The 17,896-nt window shown below is 62.2% G+C and carries 12 protein-coding genes and 1 pseudogene; 7 read left to right on the top strand and 6 right to left on the bottom strand.

The features are described 5' to 3' along the window. Positions 1-104: 104 nt before the first annotated feature. The 3 genes from HMP06_RS04650 to HMP06_RS04640 all read right to left on the bottom strand — a co-directional run bounded on the left by HMP06_RS04650 (position 105) and on the right by HMP06_RS04640 (position 2,997). Entirely contained in the window at positions 105-1,373 is a 1,269-nt protein-coding gene (locus HMP06_RS04650) for a Y-family DNA polymerase (protein WP_176496048.1), read from the bottom strand. Further along, the gene (locus HMP06_RS04645; RefSeq protein ID WP_176496047.1) at positions 1,370-1,822 is read right to left on the bottom strand and encodes a LexA family protein; all 453 of its coding nucleotides are present in this window, start codon (positions 1,820-1,822) and stop codon (positions 1,370-1,372) included. The genes HMP06_RS04650 and HMP06_RS04645 overlap by 4 nt, the downstream gene beginning before the upstream one ends. A gap of 332 nt (positions 1,823-2,154) precedes the next feature. Continuing rightward, the gene (locus HMP06_RS04640) at positions 2,155-2,997 is read right to left on the bottom strand and encodes an SDR family NAD(P)-dependent oxidoreductase (RefSeq protein WP_176496046.1); all 843 of its coding nucleotides are present in this window, start codon (positions 2,995-2,997) and stop codon (positions 2,155-2,157) included. A 234-nt stretch (positions 2,998-3,231) separates the two neighbouring features. Here HMP06_RS04640 and HMP06_RS04635 point away from each other — a divergent pair, with 234 nt between their 5' ends. Further along, a complete protein-coding gene (locus tag HMP06_RS04635; RefSeq protein WP_176496045.1) occupies positions 3,232-3,936 on the top strand; it encodes an ArsR/SmtB family transcription factor in 705 nt (234 codons plus the stop codon). Between the two features lie 338 nt (positions 3,937-4,274). On the opposite strand, the gene HMP06_RS04625 is transcribed toward HMP06_RS04635, so the two are convergent. Then, the gene (locus HMP06_RS04625) at positions 4,275-5,381 is read right to left on the bottom strand and encodes a metallophosphoesterase (protein WP_232089866.1); all 1,107 of its coding nucleotides are present in this window, start codon (positions 5,379-5,381) and stop codon (positions 4,275-4,277) included. Between the two features lie 878 nt (positions 5,382-6,259). On the opposite strand from HMP06_RS04625, the gene HMP06_RS04620 reads away from it, so the two are divergent. The 6 genes and pseudogenes from HMP06_RS04620 to HMP06_RS04600 all read left to right on the top strand — a co-directional run. Then, positions 6,260-7,645, top strand: a complete 1,386-nt coding sequence (locus HMP06_RS04620; RefSeq protein ID WP_176496044.1) for a hypothetical protein — start codon at positions 6,260-6,262, stop codon at positions 7,643-7,645. Between the two features lie 86 nt (positions 7,646-7,731). Then, positions 7,732-10,506 (top strand): phospholipase D-like domain-containing protein, encoded by a 2,775-nt coding sequence (locus HMP06_RS04615; RefSeq protein WP_176496043.1) that lies wholly within the window; start codon positions 7,732-7,734, stop codon positions 10,504-10,506. 308 nt (positions 10,507-10,814) lie between these two features. Beyond that, positions 10,815-12,407: a VPA1262 family N-terminal domain-containing protein gene (locus tag HMP06_RS04610; protein WP_176496042.1), complete on the top strand. Its 1,593-nt coding sequence runs from the start codon at positions 10,815-10,817 to the stop codon at positions 12,405-12,407. Beyond that, positions 12,358-14,478: a hypothetical protein gene (locus tag HMP06_RS04605; RefSeq protein ID WP_176496041.1), complete on the top strand. Its 2,121-nt coding sequence runs from the start codon at positions 12,358-12,360 to the stop codon at positions 14,476-14,478. Before HMP06_RS04610 ends, HMP06_RS04605 begins: the two co-directional genes overlap by 50 nt. A 409-nt stretch (positions 14,479-14,887) precedes the next feature. Next, entirely contained in the window at positions 14,888-15,019 is a 132-nt protein-coding gene (locus HMP06_RS17970) for a hypothetical protein (protein ID WP_269473401.1), read from the top strand. Positions 15,020-15,077: 58 nt separating this feature from the next. Beyond that, positions 15,078-15,722: pseudogene (locus HMP06_RS04600) on the top strand (IS630 family transposase); the annotation flags it as partial. Between the two features lie 153 nt (positions 15,723-15,875). On the opposite strand, the gene HMP06_RS04595 reads toward HMP06_RS04600, so the two are convergent. Then, a complete protein-coding gene (locus HMP06_RS04595; RefSeq protein WP_232089945.1) occupies positions 15,876-16,952 on the bottom strand; it encodes a glycosyltransferase family 2 protein in 1,077 nt (358 codons plus the stop codon). Between the two features lie 487 nt (positions 16,953-17,439). Next, on the bottom strand, positions 17,440-17,814 hold the full coding sequence (locus HMP06_RS04590; protein ID WP_176496039.1) for a GNAT family N-acetyltransferase: 375 nt from the start codon (positions 17,812-17,814) through the stop codon (positions 17,440-17,442). Between the last annotated feature and the right edge of the window lie 82 nt (positions 17,815-17,896).

The following is a 17,896-nucleotide window of genomic DNA, read 5'->3' as shown; positions in this document are numbered from 1 at the left end:
CTCCTCCGAATGGCGACCTCGATCGGCGCGGCTTGCGCGCAATTTGCCGGGCTAGGCCGGCGCTCAGGGAAGCGAGCGTCGTCGCGTCGCGCAGCCGACACACCTCAGGCTCTGACGCGGGGCACGTCCGCGAGATCCGTCGTCCAGGCCGGCGACCGCATTTCAGACCGCACCCGCCATTCCCGGCTGAAACCCCGGGACGCTGTCACCGCCGTCCAGCTTCCAAACCGGCCGTTGATTTCGTCGAGCGCAGACATCAGCCGATCCCGCCTACCCATGTCCGCTTCGAACAGCGTCCGAGGTCGCTTATCCTGGGGCAGCAGATCGTCGAGCATGATCCCCGCCTTCGTGTAGGCGTAACCGTCGCGCCATGCCTTGGTGGCACCGCGCCGGGCTGCCGCGATCAATTCCAGGCTGTCGTTCGTCATCGGATGTAGCGTCATCATCCGCGATCCGCCATATTGGGGTCGGTCGGGCCTATGACGGTTCGTGTGGAAGAACGTCGTCAATCGGGCGGCGACGAGCCCGTGGGCCCGCAGCTTCTCACCAGCCCGGAGGGCGTATTGGGACAGCGCGCCCATCATCTGCTCGAAGTCCGTAACCGGCGTCCCGAACGACCGCGTCACCGCCATGCCCTTGCGACGTGGTTCGACGGCCTCGACGGCATTAGACGGGACCCCGCGAAGTTCCGCCACCAAACGCTCGAGGACGACGGTTCCCATACCTCGCGCCTGCTTCATCGGCATGTCTCGAAGGGCAGCGGCGGTATGGATCCCCAGATCGGCGAGCTTGCGCCCGGTAGCTCCGCCAATCCCCCAAACGTCGCCGACCGCGAACGTATGCATCACACCCTGGCGCGTGCCCTCGTCGCGCAGGTCGGCGACACCGCCGAAGCGCGGATCCTTCTTGGCGGCAGCGTTCGCCAGCTTCGCCAGGGTCTTGGTGTGGGCGATCCCGACGCACGTCGGGATCGTCGTCCACAGCTGGACCTGCGCCCGCATCGCATGCGCATGCGCGACGAGATCCCGCCGCTCGAACCCAGCCAGATCGATGAACGTCTCGTCGATCGAGTAAATCTCGAAATCGCGTGCGAAGGGCTCGCATGCCGCGATCACCCGCCGCTGCATGTCGCCATAAAGTGCGTAGTTGGAGGAGCGGACCTTGATCCCGTGTTCGCGCACTTTGTCGCGCAGGTGATGAATGGGATCCCCCATCTTGATCCCGAGCGCCTTGGCCTCGGCCGATCGCGCTATGGCGCAACCATCGTTGTTCGATAGAACGATGACCGGCACTCCAACGAGGCTGGGATCGAACGCGCGCTCGCAGCTGACGTAGTAATTGTTGCAGTCGATCAGCGCGATCGGGGCGGTCATGCCACTTTGCGCGCGACGCCGACGACGACGCCCCAGATCTCGACATACTCGTCGACCAGAATTTCCGGAAATCCATCTGCTTCCGGCACCAGCCAATGCCGCCCATCGACCCAGCGCAGCCGCTTCAGGGTGCGGTCGCCGTGCACCAGCGCGACGACGATCGCGCCAGCCTTCGGCTTCCTGGCCCGGTTCACGACTATCAGGTCGCCGTCGTTGATCCCCGCCCCAGCCATGGACCGCCCATCGACACGCATGATGTAGCTGGCGGCCGGGTGCTCCACGAGCCAAGCGCCGAGGTCGATGGGGTCCTGCATGTCGTCCTGCGCCGGCGACGGGAAACCGGCAGGCGTGTCGCACAGGAAGAATGGAACCTCCTGCGGCACGAGATCGAATGGAATCTCGTGCAGTCTCAGCGCCGAATCCGCCCGCAGACTCTGATCATTCCGCATCGCCGTCCTTCTCGCCCCCCCTCGAATCACCGTGCCCGGCGGATAGCTTGTAGCTAGGCCCAACCGTCGGCCGACCGCAAGAACATTACAGGAACGTTGTGGCGGATTCGCGCGGACGTCGCGCACGCATCAATCGACGGGGATCACATGTCCGCCTTGGACGTCGACGGTCCTCGGGCGCTGATCGTGGTAAGGCGACGAGACCGAGGTGACCGCTGACGTTGGCGTCCAACAGCGCCAGGTCTTCCAAGGCGCGCCCCCGTTTTGAGCCACTCGGTAGCCGCGCCCGTCGACCTCCGCATCTGCGACTCGCGGAGCAGCGATCGCATTGGTCACGCCTCCATGAACTTTGCGAACGGCTCTCGGTAGTCAGGATGCCAGCGTGAAAGCGCAGGCCGGTTCGCGACGATGTCGTCCATCGACCAGCGCATACGCTTCTCATCCGTTGCGCGATCGACATCGTTGTCCGGGCACAGGATGTAGAAGTCTCCTCGCGCGACGCTCTCGAGCATGAAGTCCGCGACCTGCTTAGCGGTCCACGCTCCGTCCGGTTTCTCGGTCCGGTTCGTCATGCCCGTGAAGGTGAAGCCAGGAATCAGAAGATGCGCCGAGACGCGCCCGCCGGTAGCGTCGCAAAGTTCGTGGGCGAGAGACTCCGAGTAGCTTCGCACCCCTGCCTTGGAGAGGTTGTATGCGGCGTTGCCCGGTGGATTGGTGATCCCCTGCTTGGATCCCGTATTGATCACGATCGCAGGCGCGTCGCCGGCCAGCATGGCGGGAATGAAGGCCTGGACGCCGTGCAGAACGCCCATCAGATTGATCCCGAGCAAGCCCTCCCAATCCGAGCCGTTCTCCCATGTCTTCCCGGGATTTCCGCCGATGGCCGCATTGTTGACCAAGACCGAGACATCGCCCCAAGCCGCGAAGACCCGGTCCCGCAACCGCTCGACTGCCGCGAACGACGCGACATCGGTTGGAACGATCAGAACCTCGCCTAGCGAGGACAGCTCACGAGCAGCCTTGTCGAGTTTGTCCGTATCCACGTCCGCTATCGCGACTCTCATGCCAAGACCGAGAAGCCGGGACGCGACCGCACAACCGATGCCGCTCGCGGCGCCAGTCACCACGGCGACGGCTTTCGGGGCGAAAGCGGGATGACAAAGGTTTCCATCCATCGGCTTGGCATCCTGTCCGGTTCTTCAGGTAAACGAAAGCGGCTGCGCGCGGCGGTCGCGTCCGCGCAGAAGCGTCTATCGCGGCTGTTCCTCATCTCATAGTGCACCCGTTCACTTTGCGGGGCGGCGGACATCGGCGGATCGGTCGGGCGCGCGACCAGTGACGGCAGTCAGCATGCGGCGGCGCAACGATCATCAAGCAGGAGAGACGATGAAGACCGGGAGATCGAAAAAATGCCTGACGTCACCAAGATTCTGACCGCGATGGGTCAGGGGACTCGCCTCGACGTGCTGATCACCCTGTCGGTGGCGCCCAATACCACCCGGACATCGGGAGAGCTCGCCCGCTCCCTCAACGTGCCGCTGAACAGCATGTCGACCCACCTCGCAGTCCTGCTGAACGCGGGGCTAGTCGAGGCGAAGCGGTCGGGACGCAACATCCTATATCGGCTGAATGCGACGGGCATCGATGCCGTCCTCGATGGGCTTGCGGAGCGCCTCGGAACGACAAGGCGAAAATCGGAAGCCCTCCATTCTGGAGAGGTCCATTTCTCGATCGCTGCACCCCCAGAAGCTACCGGACCCGACTTGGATAACAGCCAATCGTCGTCACCCGCCCTCTACTGCGCCACCACCAAAACAGGTCGCTTTCAAGCGGTTGGGGATTATGGCCTCAACAGTCGCAAGTGGGCGGTCGGCGCGGACGTCCGCGTGACGGCGGTCTCGATCTATGGACGGCGCGGGAATCAAGAGCGGCCCGAGCAGGTAGATACCGAAATAGCGCATACGACGTGGCTAACCCATTTACACGCCGCCGCTGAACGACGGTGGATGAGCATGAGTCCGCCATGCCTCGAGGAAAGCAGGGAATCCTTGCGCGCGATATGTTCGCTGTTGACGGTGGAGGTGTCGAAGGGGTGCTCCACAGCGCCCGCGTGATGAGGGCCGAGGATCAGACCGTGAGGTTGGCCAACGTCGCGTCGTCGAGCGTGCCGCACAACCCGGGAACCTCGGCGAGCTGCCGCAGGCTGTCGAACCGCCCCCCGCTCTTCACGATAGCGGACGATCTCGAAGACTTGCCCGCGCAGGCCCTCGGCCGCATCGAGCTCCGCCTGCCCCGCTTCATTAACGTTAAACATCGCAATCCCTCTCAGTTCGGCGATCCGACAATAGGCTCGGCCTACCTCAGTCCGAACGCCCGGTGCCGCAATCGGAGCCATGGGACGCGCCGCAAATCCGGATGTGAAAACGTCTGAACTTCAAGTCCGGCGATGCGGCTACGCCGAACGTAACGTCACGCGGGTCATTTCCGACGGTCGACCAAGACGCAGGGCGAATCCCGGCCACAACCCCGTTCCGTTGCTGACATAGAGCGTCATCCCGTCGACGTCGTAAAGTCCGGATACGAACCCGCCATTGCCGTTCGCGACAAGCCGGTCGAGACCCACGACCATGCCTCCATGGGTATGGCCCGAAAGCTGAAGCGCGACACCGTGTGCGGAGGCCGCTTTTGCACGTCGTGGCTGATGGTCGAGCAGGATGACAGGAGCGTCGGCCGGCGCGCCCGTCAACGCCGCTGCCAGATCCGGTCCCGGCTGCCCGTGTCCGGGTGCGGAAAGATCGGTCACGCCGGCAAGAACGATCCGAGCACGTCCGCGCGTCACTATCGTGTGCGCGTTCGGCAGCATGCGCATCCCAAGCCCGGAAAGGCGCCGCATCCAAGCGGCGTAATCGAATAAGTATTCATGGTTGCCGGGTATCGCATACACGCCGTCGGGAGCGCGCAGACGCTCGAGCGGCTGCACGTCGGCACGGCGCATCGCCACCGACCCGTCGATGAAGTCGCCTGTGACAACGACGACGTCCACCTCCGACGCGTTGGCGCGGTCAACCACCGTATCCGCCCAACTCACCGGGAACAGCCTGCTGATGTGGAGATCGGTGAGCTGAAGCAGCCGATAGCCGTCGAATTCCCTCGGCAACCCGCGGATCTCGACCTCGATGTCCATCACCGGAGGGACGCGCGTCGCGTTGGCGACACCTAACGCTGCCAGGGTGACTGCTGCACCCGCGATCGCGTAGCGTAGGAAGTCCGGCGTTCCGAAGCCTCCTCCCGTCGTCAGGATGACCGCAAGCGTGCCCAGATCGAGCACGATCTGCAGCACCGCGAGGAACGCGATGGCCCCGAAGCCCCAGTTGAACAGGACGACGGCGGCCCGTGGGAACTCCGGAGCGAAGACCGATCCGGACGACAGCCTGCTCCAGAGATGAAACTGCGATGTGAACAGGATCAGCAGAGCGATGGCGCCTTTGCCCCACAGCGGCAGCGATAGCTGCAGTAGCCAGCGGACGATCACGAAAATGCTTGGGATGGCGAAGATCAAATGAAAAATGGCAGCCCCCGACCTGCGTGGCCTGTTTGAGCCACTGGCTATTCGGCATTCGGTATCTGCCCGGCAAGGCGGGACCGCAACCGTGACGAAACGACCCTAGTGCCGAGCTTACGTTTTTAGGCGAGATCAACCCCTGCCAAGAGCTGCCAAATACTTCGTAGCGAGCCTGACGAACCGCGTTCGGGATGCTCTCGAAACCCGGCAGGATCGCAGCGGCCAACTACTGACTGAGACCACTGTGACGAAGGCGTCAGCTTACGACACGGCCGACGTGCGATGATCAACGACCGGAAACTTCGACCTTCTCGTTATCCAGCCGTGCAAGCGCCGACGACCTATCATCAAAGACCTGGGCGTACCCGTGGCGCCCGCCGGGACAGGGCGAGCTTCAGACGGCGAAGCACGCAACAATGCGCTTGCAAAGGCGTAAGTGCTTCCCAAAGTCGGCGTCATCCGAATGACACAGTTAGAGGCTGGTCCGGATATTGGCCTGACGAAGGAGTCGCCTCTACTGGAACGAGAAGACACCGAGGGCAGCATGTGGTCGCGGCGGCCACCGATCTCTCGCGATTTCATCATGTTAGCCGAAGGTCTTTTGCAGTTCTCAAAGTTCTTCGCCGATTTTTCTCTATGGGGGTAAAATGTATTGCTCGGCTCAAGTAATCGTTGCGTAAAATCCATAACATGCCAAGCTAGCATTGCATGGGGATATGGCCCATTACTAGACTGCGGGGACGCCAGCCATGGTGCCGCCCCGCTGATGACGACATGAGTGGGCGATGGGGGCAGCTGTCGCGTCGAGGAAGCGAAAAGGGGGGGATATGCGGCACATATGGCTGATTGCATGTTTGCTGACAGCAAGCCCGGTCGTGGCACATGCAGCGGAGCGAGTTCGCATCGACTATGCCTTGCCTGCGGTCACCGTTACTGCGGGGGTCACCCAACGTATCACCAAATGTCCCTTGCCCGCGGCGGCGCAGGTGTCGCTCAAAGACAACGATCCACTTCTCCAGATCGAGTTCGCGTATAAGGTTGTGCTGGCCGGCAAGGCGTCGCCACGCCGGATCATTTCACTCGATGCGGAGAGCGGTTTTCTCGTCGATCGCGAAACCAAGGTTCATTTCAACGACGATTGGTATCTGAAGGATTTCAACGGGAAGACGACGGGACAGGGTGGCCCTCTCCTAATCTCTTTGATCAAGGCCGGGGCCGCCGTTGCGGCGATGACCGCGAACCCTATCGCCGGACTCGGGGTTGCCGCGGCGATCAAACCGCTCGGCGCAGTCGCGGAAGGCCGCGACAGGAAATCCAGGCAACCGCATTATTATGCGACGAATTGGTATCTCGAATGCACGTCCAGAGTGACCAAGGCGCTTGCCGAACTCGATCAGCGCAGGCACGAGGTAAATGCCCTTGAGGCTCGCATCATCACTGGCGACGCATCGACCGCGACCCAGGAGTTGCTCGTTTTGCGGCGTTCGCAGGTTGGCGAACTCGAAGCAGCACTTACCATCAACGCGACGCTGAAGGACGGTTTGACTCCGGTTTACGACGCCAATGCCGCCATCCCCAATCTAATCGCCCGGATCGGCGCGCCGAACATCACCGACTGGTTCGTGATGATGCCGCTGGAGCGTGAAGTTGAGACGCTCGATCAGGCCAAAGTTCAGAATAAACGCGAGGTCGCAGCGGTGTTGGCGGACGGCAAGCGCTATCCCGGAAAATTCGGATACGAGGTCAGCGTCGCACCCGATGCGCTGATCGCGGGCTGGTTTGGCTGCAAACCCCAGACGCATGCGTCCGCCTGTGCCGCAGAGGTCACGAGAAGCGGTGTGCTGGTAACCCGTGACATGACCTACGTTCGGCCCATACCAGCAGCGGTAAAGCTGCGACCTTGCGCCGATGCAACCGCGTGCACCACGGACAGGAGCTGGACCGATGCGAAGCAAGCGTCGGGCAGTGCAGACGTGAAGTTACCCCAGCTCTCACGGCACTTCGCGATGCGGACCGGCGGAAGCATCTTCGGCGGCAGGACGGTCGGAGCCGAATTCGGGTCGATGGGCGAGCCGACGATGCTCCAATACAACATCGGAAGCTCGGGCAAGGATGTCGCGGGCGTTCTCGATGCGAGCGTCGCGGCCGCGCAGACCGTGCGCGACGCAGACGCCGCGGCGACCAAGCGTAGGCTCGACGAGGTCAAGAACGCCAAGGATCTTCAAGCGCTACTCGATGAAATGAACGCTCCTGCCAGCTAGGGACGCCGTGCTCGAGCGCTTCGCTCCTTGGTTCTCGAGCTATCAAATCGGATAAGTCCAACACAACGACGCGACGGGGAGTGGCCATGACGGAAATCCAAGAAAAGCATCTGAAGTCGATCATTGCAGATGTCGGCAAGGGCGACGATGCGCTGACGGAGGAGTTGCTCGGGACGCTTTCCGGAACGCATTTGCCGGGTTTCCAGGACAGAATGCTATCGATCATCTCGGATCCGTCGATGCCGCTCTTCGACGAGCATGATGCAATGCATCCGGATGCCGTGATCGCGGCGGAATCGATCGTCAGGGCACTCGGCCGACCGGTCTTCATCATTGCCGACAATAAGGTCACCGAGGAATTTTCGGGACCGTCGAGCGATGTTTGGAAGGATCGGATCAGCGAGGCACGCGACCGCCTCAACGCCGTCATACCTTCGGTCGGCCGGATCGAGGTCAACAATCATCCCGATTTCAGCTGGGTCGGCACTGGCTGGTTGATCGACAGCGACATCATCGTGACCAACCGCCATGTCGCTGTGGAGTTCGGACGTCGTGACAATGCCCGTTTCGTATTCCGCACCGGCCTGAACAATGCGCCGATGGTGTCTCGGATCGACTTCCTAGAAGAATATCAAAGAGCTGCAGCCGCTGAGTTCTCGATCGCCGACATCCTGTGGATCGCGCCGACCGACGGTCCCGACGTCGCCTTTCTGCGCGTAAGCCGCCAGAACGGCCAGCATGCGCTGGCGCCTCCACTTCTGCTGGCGAGCGAGATCAACCCGGATGATTTCGTCGCTACGATCGGCTATCCAGCACGCGATACCCGCATCCCTGATCAGGGACTCGTCAAAAAGCTCTTCGGCGACGTCTATGACAAGAAACGGCTCGCGCCGGGGTCGATCATGTCCACAGGCGAACTCGAACTCGAGCATGACTGCTCGACGCTTGGCGGCAATTCGGGATCGGTGATCGTCTCGCTCAGAACCGGCGAGGCGATCGGGCTGCATTTTGCCGGATTGTTCAAGGAGGCCAACTACGCTGTGCCAGCTTCAAGGCTCGCCGCCCTGCTGGCAGATGCCAAGCGCGGACTTCTCGACACGCCGCCACGCCTCATAGCCACCCAGGCCCCGGTCACCTCTTCGCCCGGCGCCTTTGCGGGAAAAGCGGGAACCGGCAGCATCATGCGCGTCACCGTCAATGTGCCGATCGAGATCACGGTGCGTATCGTCGACGAGCTGAACCCTTCACTTTCGGTCATACAAGGAGATCCTGTCACTCCGGCCGCTGCCGGCATCAAATCCGCAGTGGCGCTTGCGAGCGCCGAGCTGCAATCCGATCCTGACATATTTGACGTTCGCGCAGGCTATCGATTCAAGGGTGGCTGGATCACCAACGAAGAAGTCGTAGTCGTCGAGCTGCGCGAGAAGCTGACTCCTTCGGCGCTCGCGGCGGAGAACCGGCGGCCGATCCCCCTCTCGTTCCTCGGGGTCGGGGTCGACGTTCGCACTGCTCCCCTCCCCGATCAGCTAACAGCCCTCGGGATCGATCCAATGGTGACCGAAGCACTCGCGCGCCCTGGTCAATACCGGGAGCCGCCGAACCTTAGCCTCGACCGCGTGCAGACGAGAATGAAGGCAATTTTCCACGTAAGCCCAGATTCCGGGTTTCCCAATCTCAAAGCCTTCATCGGGAGGGTCGAGCGCAAGTTGACCGCGACCATGTACGAATGGGAGCCCAATCATATCAGCGATGCTATAGTAGCGGCGATCGACGACGATACTAAAACGCTGAAAATGGTCACGCAGCGGAAGGGAACGGTCTCGGCCATCGAGGCGCTCCGGGATCGGCTCGGGGATCGCTTCGAACACGTCTGGGCGTCGGCCGGTGCCGGCGGCATAGTGCCGAGCGCCTATCACATTAAGGTCGCGAGCCGCGACGGCAAGGAGTTCTGGCTGTCGAGCGGGAACTGGAAGGATTCCAACCAGGCGGATATCGACCCGGCTGGAGATCATTCCGCCGATCCCGCCGCTCTCCAGCAGCACAACCGCGAATGGCACGCGATCATTGCCCAGCCCGACCTCGCACGGATGTTCCAGAAGTATATCGAATGGGATTTCGATGAAGCTAAGCGGCTGCCGGTCGCCGTCGCGCCCGCCAACGAACTGCCCGACCTCTTCGTCCCAGTAGGCGCCTTCTTCGAAGAGGCGCTTCGACGGCCCGCGCGCTATTTCGAACCGCTAACGCTCAATCGCGAGATTGACGTCCAACCGCTGCTGACCCCGGATCGCGACACGCGCGGCAACCGCCTGTTCTTGGCGCAGGCGACGAAGACCATCGCGGACGCCACCACGAGCATCCTGCTGCAGAACCAGTCGTTCAACATGCTCGGCGAGAACGCCGACGAGTTCGATACCTTCTTCGCGACCCTTCTCGCGAGACAGAAGGCGGGACTCGACGTCCGGATCATCTTCCGCGACGGACGCGAGTTCGGAACCGCGAGCGGAGTTAAGCAACAGCCGCTGCTCGAACGGCTCAAGAAGTTCGGCTTCGACATGGACCGGGTGAAGCTGCAGCTGCGCTGCCACACCAAAGGCATCATCGTCGACGGCGAGGTGTTGCTATTCGGAAGCCACAATCTCACCAATGAAGGCACTCTCTACAATCGCGATGCGAGCCTGCTGATCCGAGATCGCGAAATCGCTCAATACTATGCGGCCGTCTTCGAATATGACTGGGCCAATCAGGCCAGACAGAACGCGGATGAAGCGATTGGCGGGGTGCGCGTGGCCGGACGTGACGAGCCTACACCTACTGGTTACCGGCGTGTCCCGCGCACGGACGTAGCAGAAGCGATTGGCTGACGACTAGTTACCGGAACTCCGTGCGTCTACGTGCGACGGGCCGTTCTCACGGTCTAAACACGCCGACGTTTCCTCGGCCTACCTCGTCCTCGCGGCGACTTCGTGACGCGTCGGAGACCTGCTGACCTGCGGTCCAATAATCGTCCCTTGATCAATTCATCGCGCAAGGCGAATAAGGCAGTGGAAACAACAGGCGCCCGCCTGGCATTCTCACCTATGAGGCTGCTAACACACCGCTGGTCGGCGTGACGCTTTGGCGCGATAAGTTATATGGCGAAATAGAGACGCGGCCAGGAAGAAACTGCCAGATGGTCGACAGCCAAGCCGACTTCGCCAATGATCCCAGCCCCAAGGCTCAACTGGCCTGGTGGTTCTGGTTCGCCTATCTTGGTCGCCAAGATGGTGACACGGCACATGTTTATGGATGCGCGGCCGAGACCGATAAAGCGGCGGGTTTTCATAGCTCGAGAACGGTCAAGCTGCCATCTACGGCGCGGCTGGAGATCCGCCAATACGTCGTCACCGCGGACGCTGCCCGGGAGGTTCTCGACCTATTGGAACAAGGCGTCATCGACCTTTCGGCGCTCGATGAGGAAGCGCCGGGCACTGGCGTGCTAGCGGCGCGCGCCATCCTCGCACGCGGCTTCGGCAACGATGCGACGCGCATGCGTGCCTATACCGGCGATGCCAGACCCGGGGAGATATTCCCTGATCCGCAGGAAATCGCAGCGGTCCTACGTGAACTCCACGAGGAGCTAAATCTGGATTTCAGAAAGAGCTTCATAAATCATATCGGCGGCTTTGACGTGATCGACGCCCCTATCGCGTTCGACAACGAAAACCGCTTCGTCGTCGCGGCGCTCAGCGCCAATGCGAATGAAGGGACGGACGCCGTTTTGATCGCGCGCCGGGGAAGCACGGATTGCGCACTCTCGGCGCATATCATCGTCAGCGACGCCAGCAACGACGTAATGCTCAACCGGCTCGTGCCGCTCCCGATCGGTGTCGCGGAACTGAACCTCCCCGTCCCGCGGTCGATCTATGGACTCAAAGTGTCGATCTTCGACACAGATGGTGACGTCCTCCACGAGGTCGATCAGCAGTATTTCAGATCGATCCATTCCGTGATGAACGTCGTGACGTCCACGGTCCAGATCGACGACAAGCTGACGCAACGAGCGAAGGGCAAAGGCCGCGCTAAGGCGGCACAAGCGTCAGGCGCGGCGCGGGTGACGCGCCAACAATCCATCTTCGCCGCCGACCACGCCCCGGTAGCGGACCGTCTTACGGCGATGTCGACCTATCTGGCCGCCATGCTAGATGGCCACTCGCGCGACCGATGGTTTGCGCGGACGTTCGACGATGAGCTCGACGTCATAGCTCACTTCAACTGGTTGCTGGGCGATCCGGATATCGAGGCTGCCTTCATTGTCGATCCGTTCATCAATGGCGAGTCCGTGATGCGACTGCTGCGGCTGAATTGCACGGGCCTCACCCTCTCTGTGGTAATGAGTTGGAGCGGAACGGACGCCGATACCGGGGATCCGCTCGATGAGAAGCAGTCGCGCGCTCGCCTGGACCAGCTCCGGCAGACGCTTGACCAGGCCGGCCCTTTCATGGGGCCAGCGGTGACGGTGCTCAACGTGACCGACCAGCAGGGCAAGCAGGCATTCCACGACCGCTATTTCATGACCCGGTCGAGGACGGGCGATGTCGCAGTCTACCTGCTGTCCAATAGCCTGAACGGATTGGCCAAGAACTGGCCGTTTTGCATGAGCGAATTGACTGGAGCGGCGAAGAGCAAGGTCGCTCGATACATTACTGGGCTCAACAATGGTAGGGATATCGCCGATGACGAGCCGCTTCGCACGACCTTCGCCTGGCCGCCGCAAGGCGCTTAGCCGGGTTGAGGACGTCCCGGGCGGTCGGCAAGCGCTCGAATGGCTGTTGGAAACCAGCGACCTCAAGCGTCGGCCTTCGGGGACGATGCTGAACCGCTTATTGCCCCAAAGTCCCCGCGGATTTTTCTGGCAGGTAGGTTCGAACGAGCTCGAAAACTTGGTCAAGGAAACAATCCGCTCCAATCCCCGTCCACCGCCTCATCTCGGAACGATCCTGTGCGGGCTGGGAGAACTCGCAGCGCGCTGCCACGCTGACATTCGGACGCCCATCGCGCGATGGCTATCGCGCCACCGACGCCTGATCAATCTGCAGGATGTCCTGCACGAGGCGGCAACGGCGCGTGCGCCACGGCCGCGCCCGATAAGTGGGCGGGATCGGCAGCGGACCGCCCTCGGCATCGGCACGGTCGCCTACATCTTGTCGCAGAACTCGCTCACGCCGGAACTCTGGGCCACATCCGGCAAGCTGAAAGCGGGCAGAATCAGATTATCGTCGATGCGCCACGGGCTGACGTTCGTCGCGCGGCTGGCGCTGATGATCAATTCACAAACGCTAATGTGCTGGACCAGAACGACCGCCGATCAGGGCGACCGCTGGGCCGTGATCGCAATGCTCGAGGAGCAGGTCCTCTGGTCGGGAAATGACGCTGAACGCATAGCCGGAGCGCTGCTCGATGCGCGCGACCCGCTCTGCACGGCGCTTGCTGCGCGCCTCTTGGTTGATCCTCCGATTCTCGGATCCGTTCCGCCGCTTGCTACGAGTTGGAACCGGCTCGTAGCGGCGGGCGTGTCCCAGGAAGATGCGTGCTGGCTGTGTTCGCCAGCAATCACTGTCATCGACCAGCGGGCGCGTGAAGGTGCGGCGCGCTTCGACCAGCTACAGAAACGTCGAATGGCGCTCGGCGAGGATCGATTAGATCGGTCTGCGCTCAGCGCCGAAATCGCGCGGATCGAAGACCAGCTCGTCGTCGCGCGCGCGCAGCAGGCGGAGAATGACGCGGCGAGAACAGGCTCTCGGCCCGCCGTAGCAGATATGCTGCGGCGATCCGTCATAAGCCCCGAGAAGTGGCAGCTGATCCTGGAGGAACTGCCGCATACCCCCGCCGAGCGACACGCTCTCGCCGACGCCGTGGGCAAGGGCGAGGCGCGCCGGCAGCTGCTTTCGAGGATCGTCAGCGACCTGAGGGTAGCGATCGGAACTGAGACAGACCAGGACTTCGCCGACCATTTCCTGTTGGAGCAGCGCAAATTCCAGGAGATCTCGTCGGGCGCAGCGCTCGCCACTGTCGCGCTGGCAACCGACGCAAACAAGAACATTGGCAAAGCCACCTCTCAGGCGATTTTTGGGCTGGTCGGTGCGGCGCAGAAGGCTCTGGCCGAACCATTCCTTCGGACTAGACGCTTCACACGCTGGCGCTCGGCTCTCAGCCGGCATGCCTGCGCCGTGGCGTTCGCTTTCGCGGTCGCGGAAGCCGTGCCGGAGGAGCGGCGGGCCCAGATATCGCGGCTGGTGGCGACAGCGCTCGACCATGCGCGGGAGATCTTGAGACAGACACCCGAGCCATTCGTCGCCGATGAATGGTGGTTTCAGCACCTTTGCATCTGCACCGTCCGGTGGCTGCAGATAGAGAACCGTCATGACGAGATCGAAGCGATGGCCAAAGACATCGGCCTTCCAGCCTGGGCGCGCTCACTTGCAATTTGGTCTAATCCGGCAATCGCCTCCAGGCACACGCCACTCGCACTTACCCTGTTCGGCAAGGCCAATGCCCGCTGGCCGGGAGAGACCGCCACGTTGGCTCAGAGCGTGCGGGCGGTTGCGGCGCTGGACTTGGCTGTAGGCTGTTGCGGCACAGAGGCTGTCATTGATGGACTAACTCCGATCTGGCGCGAGATCATTGTCTCGTGGGGAACGGCCGTGGACACGGGGTGGTCGGTGATGGCTGAGCGGCTGATCGGTGCGGTTCGTGGAGACGAGCCTGCGCGTTCACAAGTGCTGGCGGATGGGAGGTTCGATCGCTCTTGCTGCCGGTCGACGATAGGGAGTTCGGGCGGACCGGCGACGGGATGAAGCGCACGGGAAGGCATCCTGTGGAGGCCGGGAGGCTGACGCACCAGCTGCGACCACCTGAGGCCAAGCGCCAAGCCGACTAGATCTCGCATCTACTTTTCGGCCTCAGCAAATCGAGGGTATCTCGTTGATCGCTTGATGCCGCCGATGCGCGGCTACATGGTTCGGGAAGGCGAAAGATCTCCGACACCGCCACCGTCCGCCTCTATCATCTGAGTGAAGAGGACGCCGCCGCAGTGACCCTGTTCTACGGAACGATAAGTGAGGCGAGCGCCGTGGCACAACAGCATCCGCAGGAGGTCTAGGCAGGCCTCTGGCCGGCGACCGAGAACGACGTCGTGGCCTTCCGCGATCTGGAAACACGCTGACCGGCCTTTCCTACAGGCGTCGCCTCGGCATATGATCGGGAATGGACGACGAACCCCGATGGCGCCAGACGGCCAGAGCGCTCGAGTATTGGGCGATAGCAGCGTTGGTCGCTGGATCGATGATCTACGGTCTGGCCATCGCCGCCAAGGATGTCATCGCGAGCATCCTCTAGTCATCTGGAACTGAAGTAAATCACATTGTATGAGGCGTTTTCCGAGAGGGAGGCGTTGATGGCTAACGCATTTTCGAAGGGTCGTCCGATTGAGCCGTTGGTGGTGACGGCGGAGGAGCGTGCGTATCTTGAGCGGCAGGTGCGGCGGCACCGGGTATCGCGCTCGCTTTCGGAACGATGCCGGATTATTCTGCGCTGCGCCGAGGGCTTGCAAAGCAAGGTCGTGGCGAGCGAGCTTGGCGTGCACGAACATACGGTGGGCAAGTGGCGTCGGCGCTTCTTGGCCGATCGTATTGACGGGCTGCTCGACGAAGCGCGCCCTGGCAGGCCGCGCACGATCGGCGACGATCAGGTGGCTGCCGTGATCGAGCGGACGCTGCGCACGACACCAACCGATGCGACACACTGGTCGATCCGGTCGATGGCGGCAGAGACGGGCTTTTCGCATACGACGATCCGCCGGATGTGGAACGCCTTCGGATTGCAGCCGCACCGTAGCCAGACCTTCAAGCTGTCGAGCGACCCGCTGTTCGTTGACAAGGTGCGCGATATCGTCGGGCTTTACCTTTCACCGCCAACCCGCGCGATCGTCCTCAGCGTCGATGAGAAGAGCCAGATCCAGGCGCTCGACCGCGAGCAGCCGGTTCTGCCCATGATGCCCGGCATCCCCGAGCGCCGGACCCACAGCTATGTGCGCCACGGAGAAGGCAATGATCGTATCAAATCTCGGAGATGGCGGCACACAGGTTTGACCCTAGCCACCAACCACTAGTGCCGAGAAGGGCGTCACCGGCGGTGGCGCCCTTTTCATTTGTAGATGACAAGTCGGTTTTCGGTGGTGACGCGACCGGCGATGTCAGATTGACCCCGCCCCTGGGCCCTCGACGGATCGGCGGATGAACAGGTCCGGACATCGATCAATCAAAGCGAAGATGGCCTCGATCGCACGTCCCGGGCTAGCCGCGATCCCAACGGCATCCGCTGCGGGCAGTAATGCCAAGACCGATCTCACGTCTTGGCTTTCGAGAAGCGTTGATCTTCCACACCCCGCGCTGAGGACGTAGGCCGGTAGGTATCGGAATAGCGCCAGCAGATGTGCGCTCCGTAGCCAGACGGCCTCCCGCTCGCCATCCTCCAAGATGGACGCCGCGAAGGAATCCACATCGACCGGAACCTTGAGACGTGAAAATTCCTCACGCCAAGACTTCGTGCGAGGAAAGCCGAGCGTGGCATAATGCAAACGCGGATCCTCCATCACCCGCCGACGAGACGACGCCGCGCCGGCCGGATTGACGCGGACCTTCTTTGCTCCGTGCATCAGCCGCGCACGGATGAACATCCGTGTCGTTTCCGCATGGATATCGTCGCCGATCCCGTCCGTCTCCTCAAACAGCCCGCCCCAGCGAAGATAGTCCGAGAGCTTGAACGCGCAAATCTTATCGTCAACAACGACGTCATCTTGATCCACGGCCTCCCAGTCCTCCATCGCGGCATCCACCACGCGCTCAGCTAGGATGTAGGTCGGATGGATGGCGGCAAATTCGGCGGGCCTGCCAGCCGCGCCTTCTAGCACCGCGTTCTCCACCTGATCGGAGGCTGCCTCCATCGCCGGAACATATCCGGGCCGGTATACCGTGTCGGCGTCGGCCTGCAGAACAAGAGCCTGATTTTCCGCGGTGCCAGATCGTCGGACGAGGTCGACCACCTCCTGGACACCGCGTCGGCGCGCCGGGACGAATCCGCGTCGCCGTTCCTCGACGATGTGGACTTGGCCAGGAAATTCCCGAGCAAGATTCGCTAGGACGTCTAACGTGCCATCGGTTGAACCATTGTCAACAGCGATCAGACTAAGGTCCGACATGCGGCCTACGTTTGGCGCGAGCAACGATCGTGCCGCGTCTCCTGCAAAGGCAGCCTCGTCAAGGCAGGGCATGACTACGAACGAGCGCATGTTGCAGTCTTCAGCGCCATCGCAAGTGAGGCGGCGCAGCGCCGCGAGCAAGGAATGTGGGAATTCAGGGCTAGTCCGTGAAGGTATCCGCCTGGATCAATCAGCTTGTAGAGCCCAACGAACCTGCCGCCGGCGACAACATCATGCCAGCGATCAATACCCTCGTCTCCAACTCTCGCCGCCGCTCGGCGGCAGCATGGCGGATAGCCGAGAAGCAATCCTAGCGCCGCCGTGTGTCGACCGGGCCGACGGTCGACACGGAGCGCCATTCGGGCCAATGCGGGTCGGCGCGCGAGGACGACGTAGCCATCCCAATCCGAAGCCGCGAAATATCCGTTGATGCGGGCCCAACGGCGCAATTCGAAACTCCGTTGCCCTGCGAAAAGCCTTATGGCCGGGCGCACGCCAAAGCGGATCTGGTCAACATCCGTTGTCGCCGAGGCAGGCAACCAGCGAGGCGCCCTGGCACTCATCTCGTCTCCCGAGACCGCCTCAGAATGAGCTGCCTGATGTCGGGTGGCGACACGTCCACGAAGCCCGCCGCTTCCGCAGCGATGCGGGACGCTGGATTAGACTTGCGCATGTGAAGGAAGATCGTCGGGTGCTGGCTGGCGTCGGCTGCGAGACGGTAGCCGATCCTTCCGATGCCACGTCCCTGAACGGTCCGGAGGAGATATATCTGGAGCGAGGCGTGCCGACCGATTGGCGGTTCGTCGATGACGTTGACGAAGACCTCACCAGCGCGAACGCCATCGAGCTGAATCTCCCAATATTCGCCCTGCGGGCCGTCACCCTTCGACTTTCTGCCAGGCCGCGTCACAAGCGAAATCTGCCTATCATCCACTTTCGGCCCCTGGATGTGCCTCGGAGACTTTGGCTTTGGAGTTGGACGCGCGGGCTTCCGCCGCCGCGATCCCGGCGAGGGA

Source organism: Sphingomonas sp. HMP6, assembly GCF_013374095.1.
Lineage (GTDB): Bacteria > Pseudomonadota > Alphaproteobacteria > Sphingomonadales > Sphingomonadaceae > Sphingomonas.
This window is presented reverse-complemented; position numbering and strand designations above follow the sequence as displayed.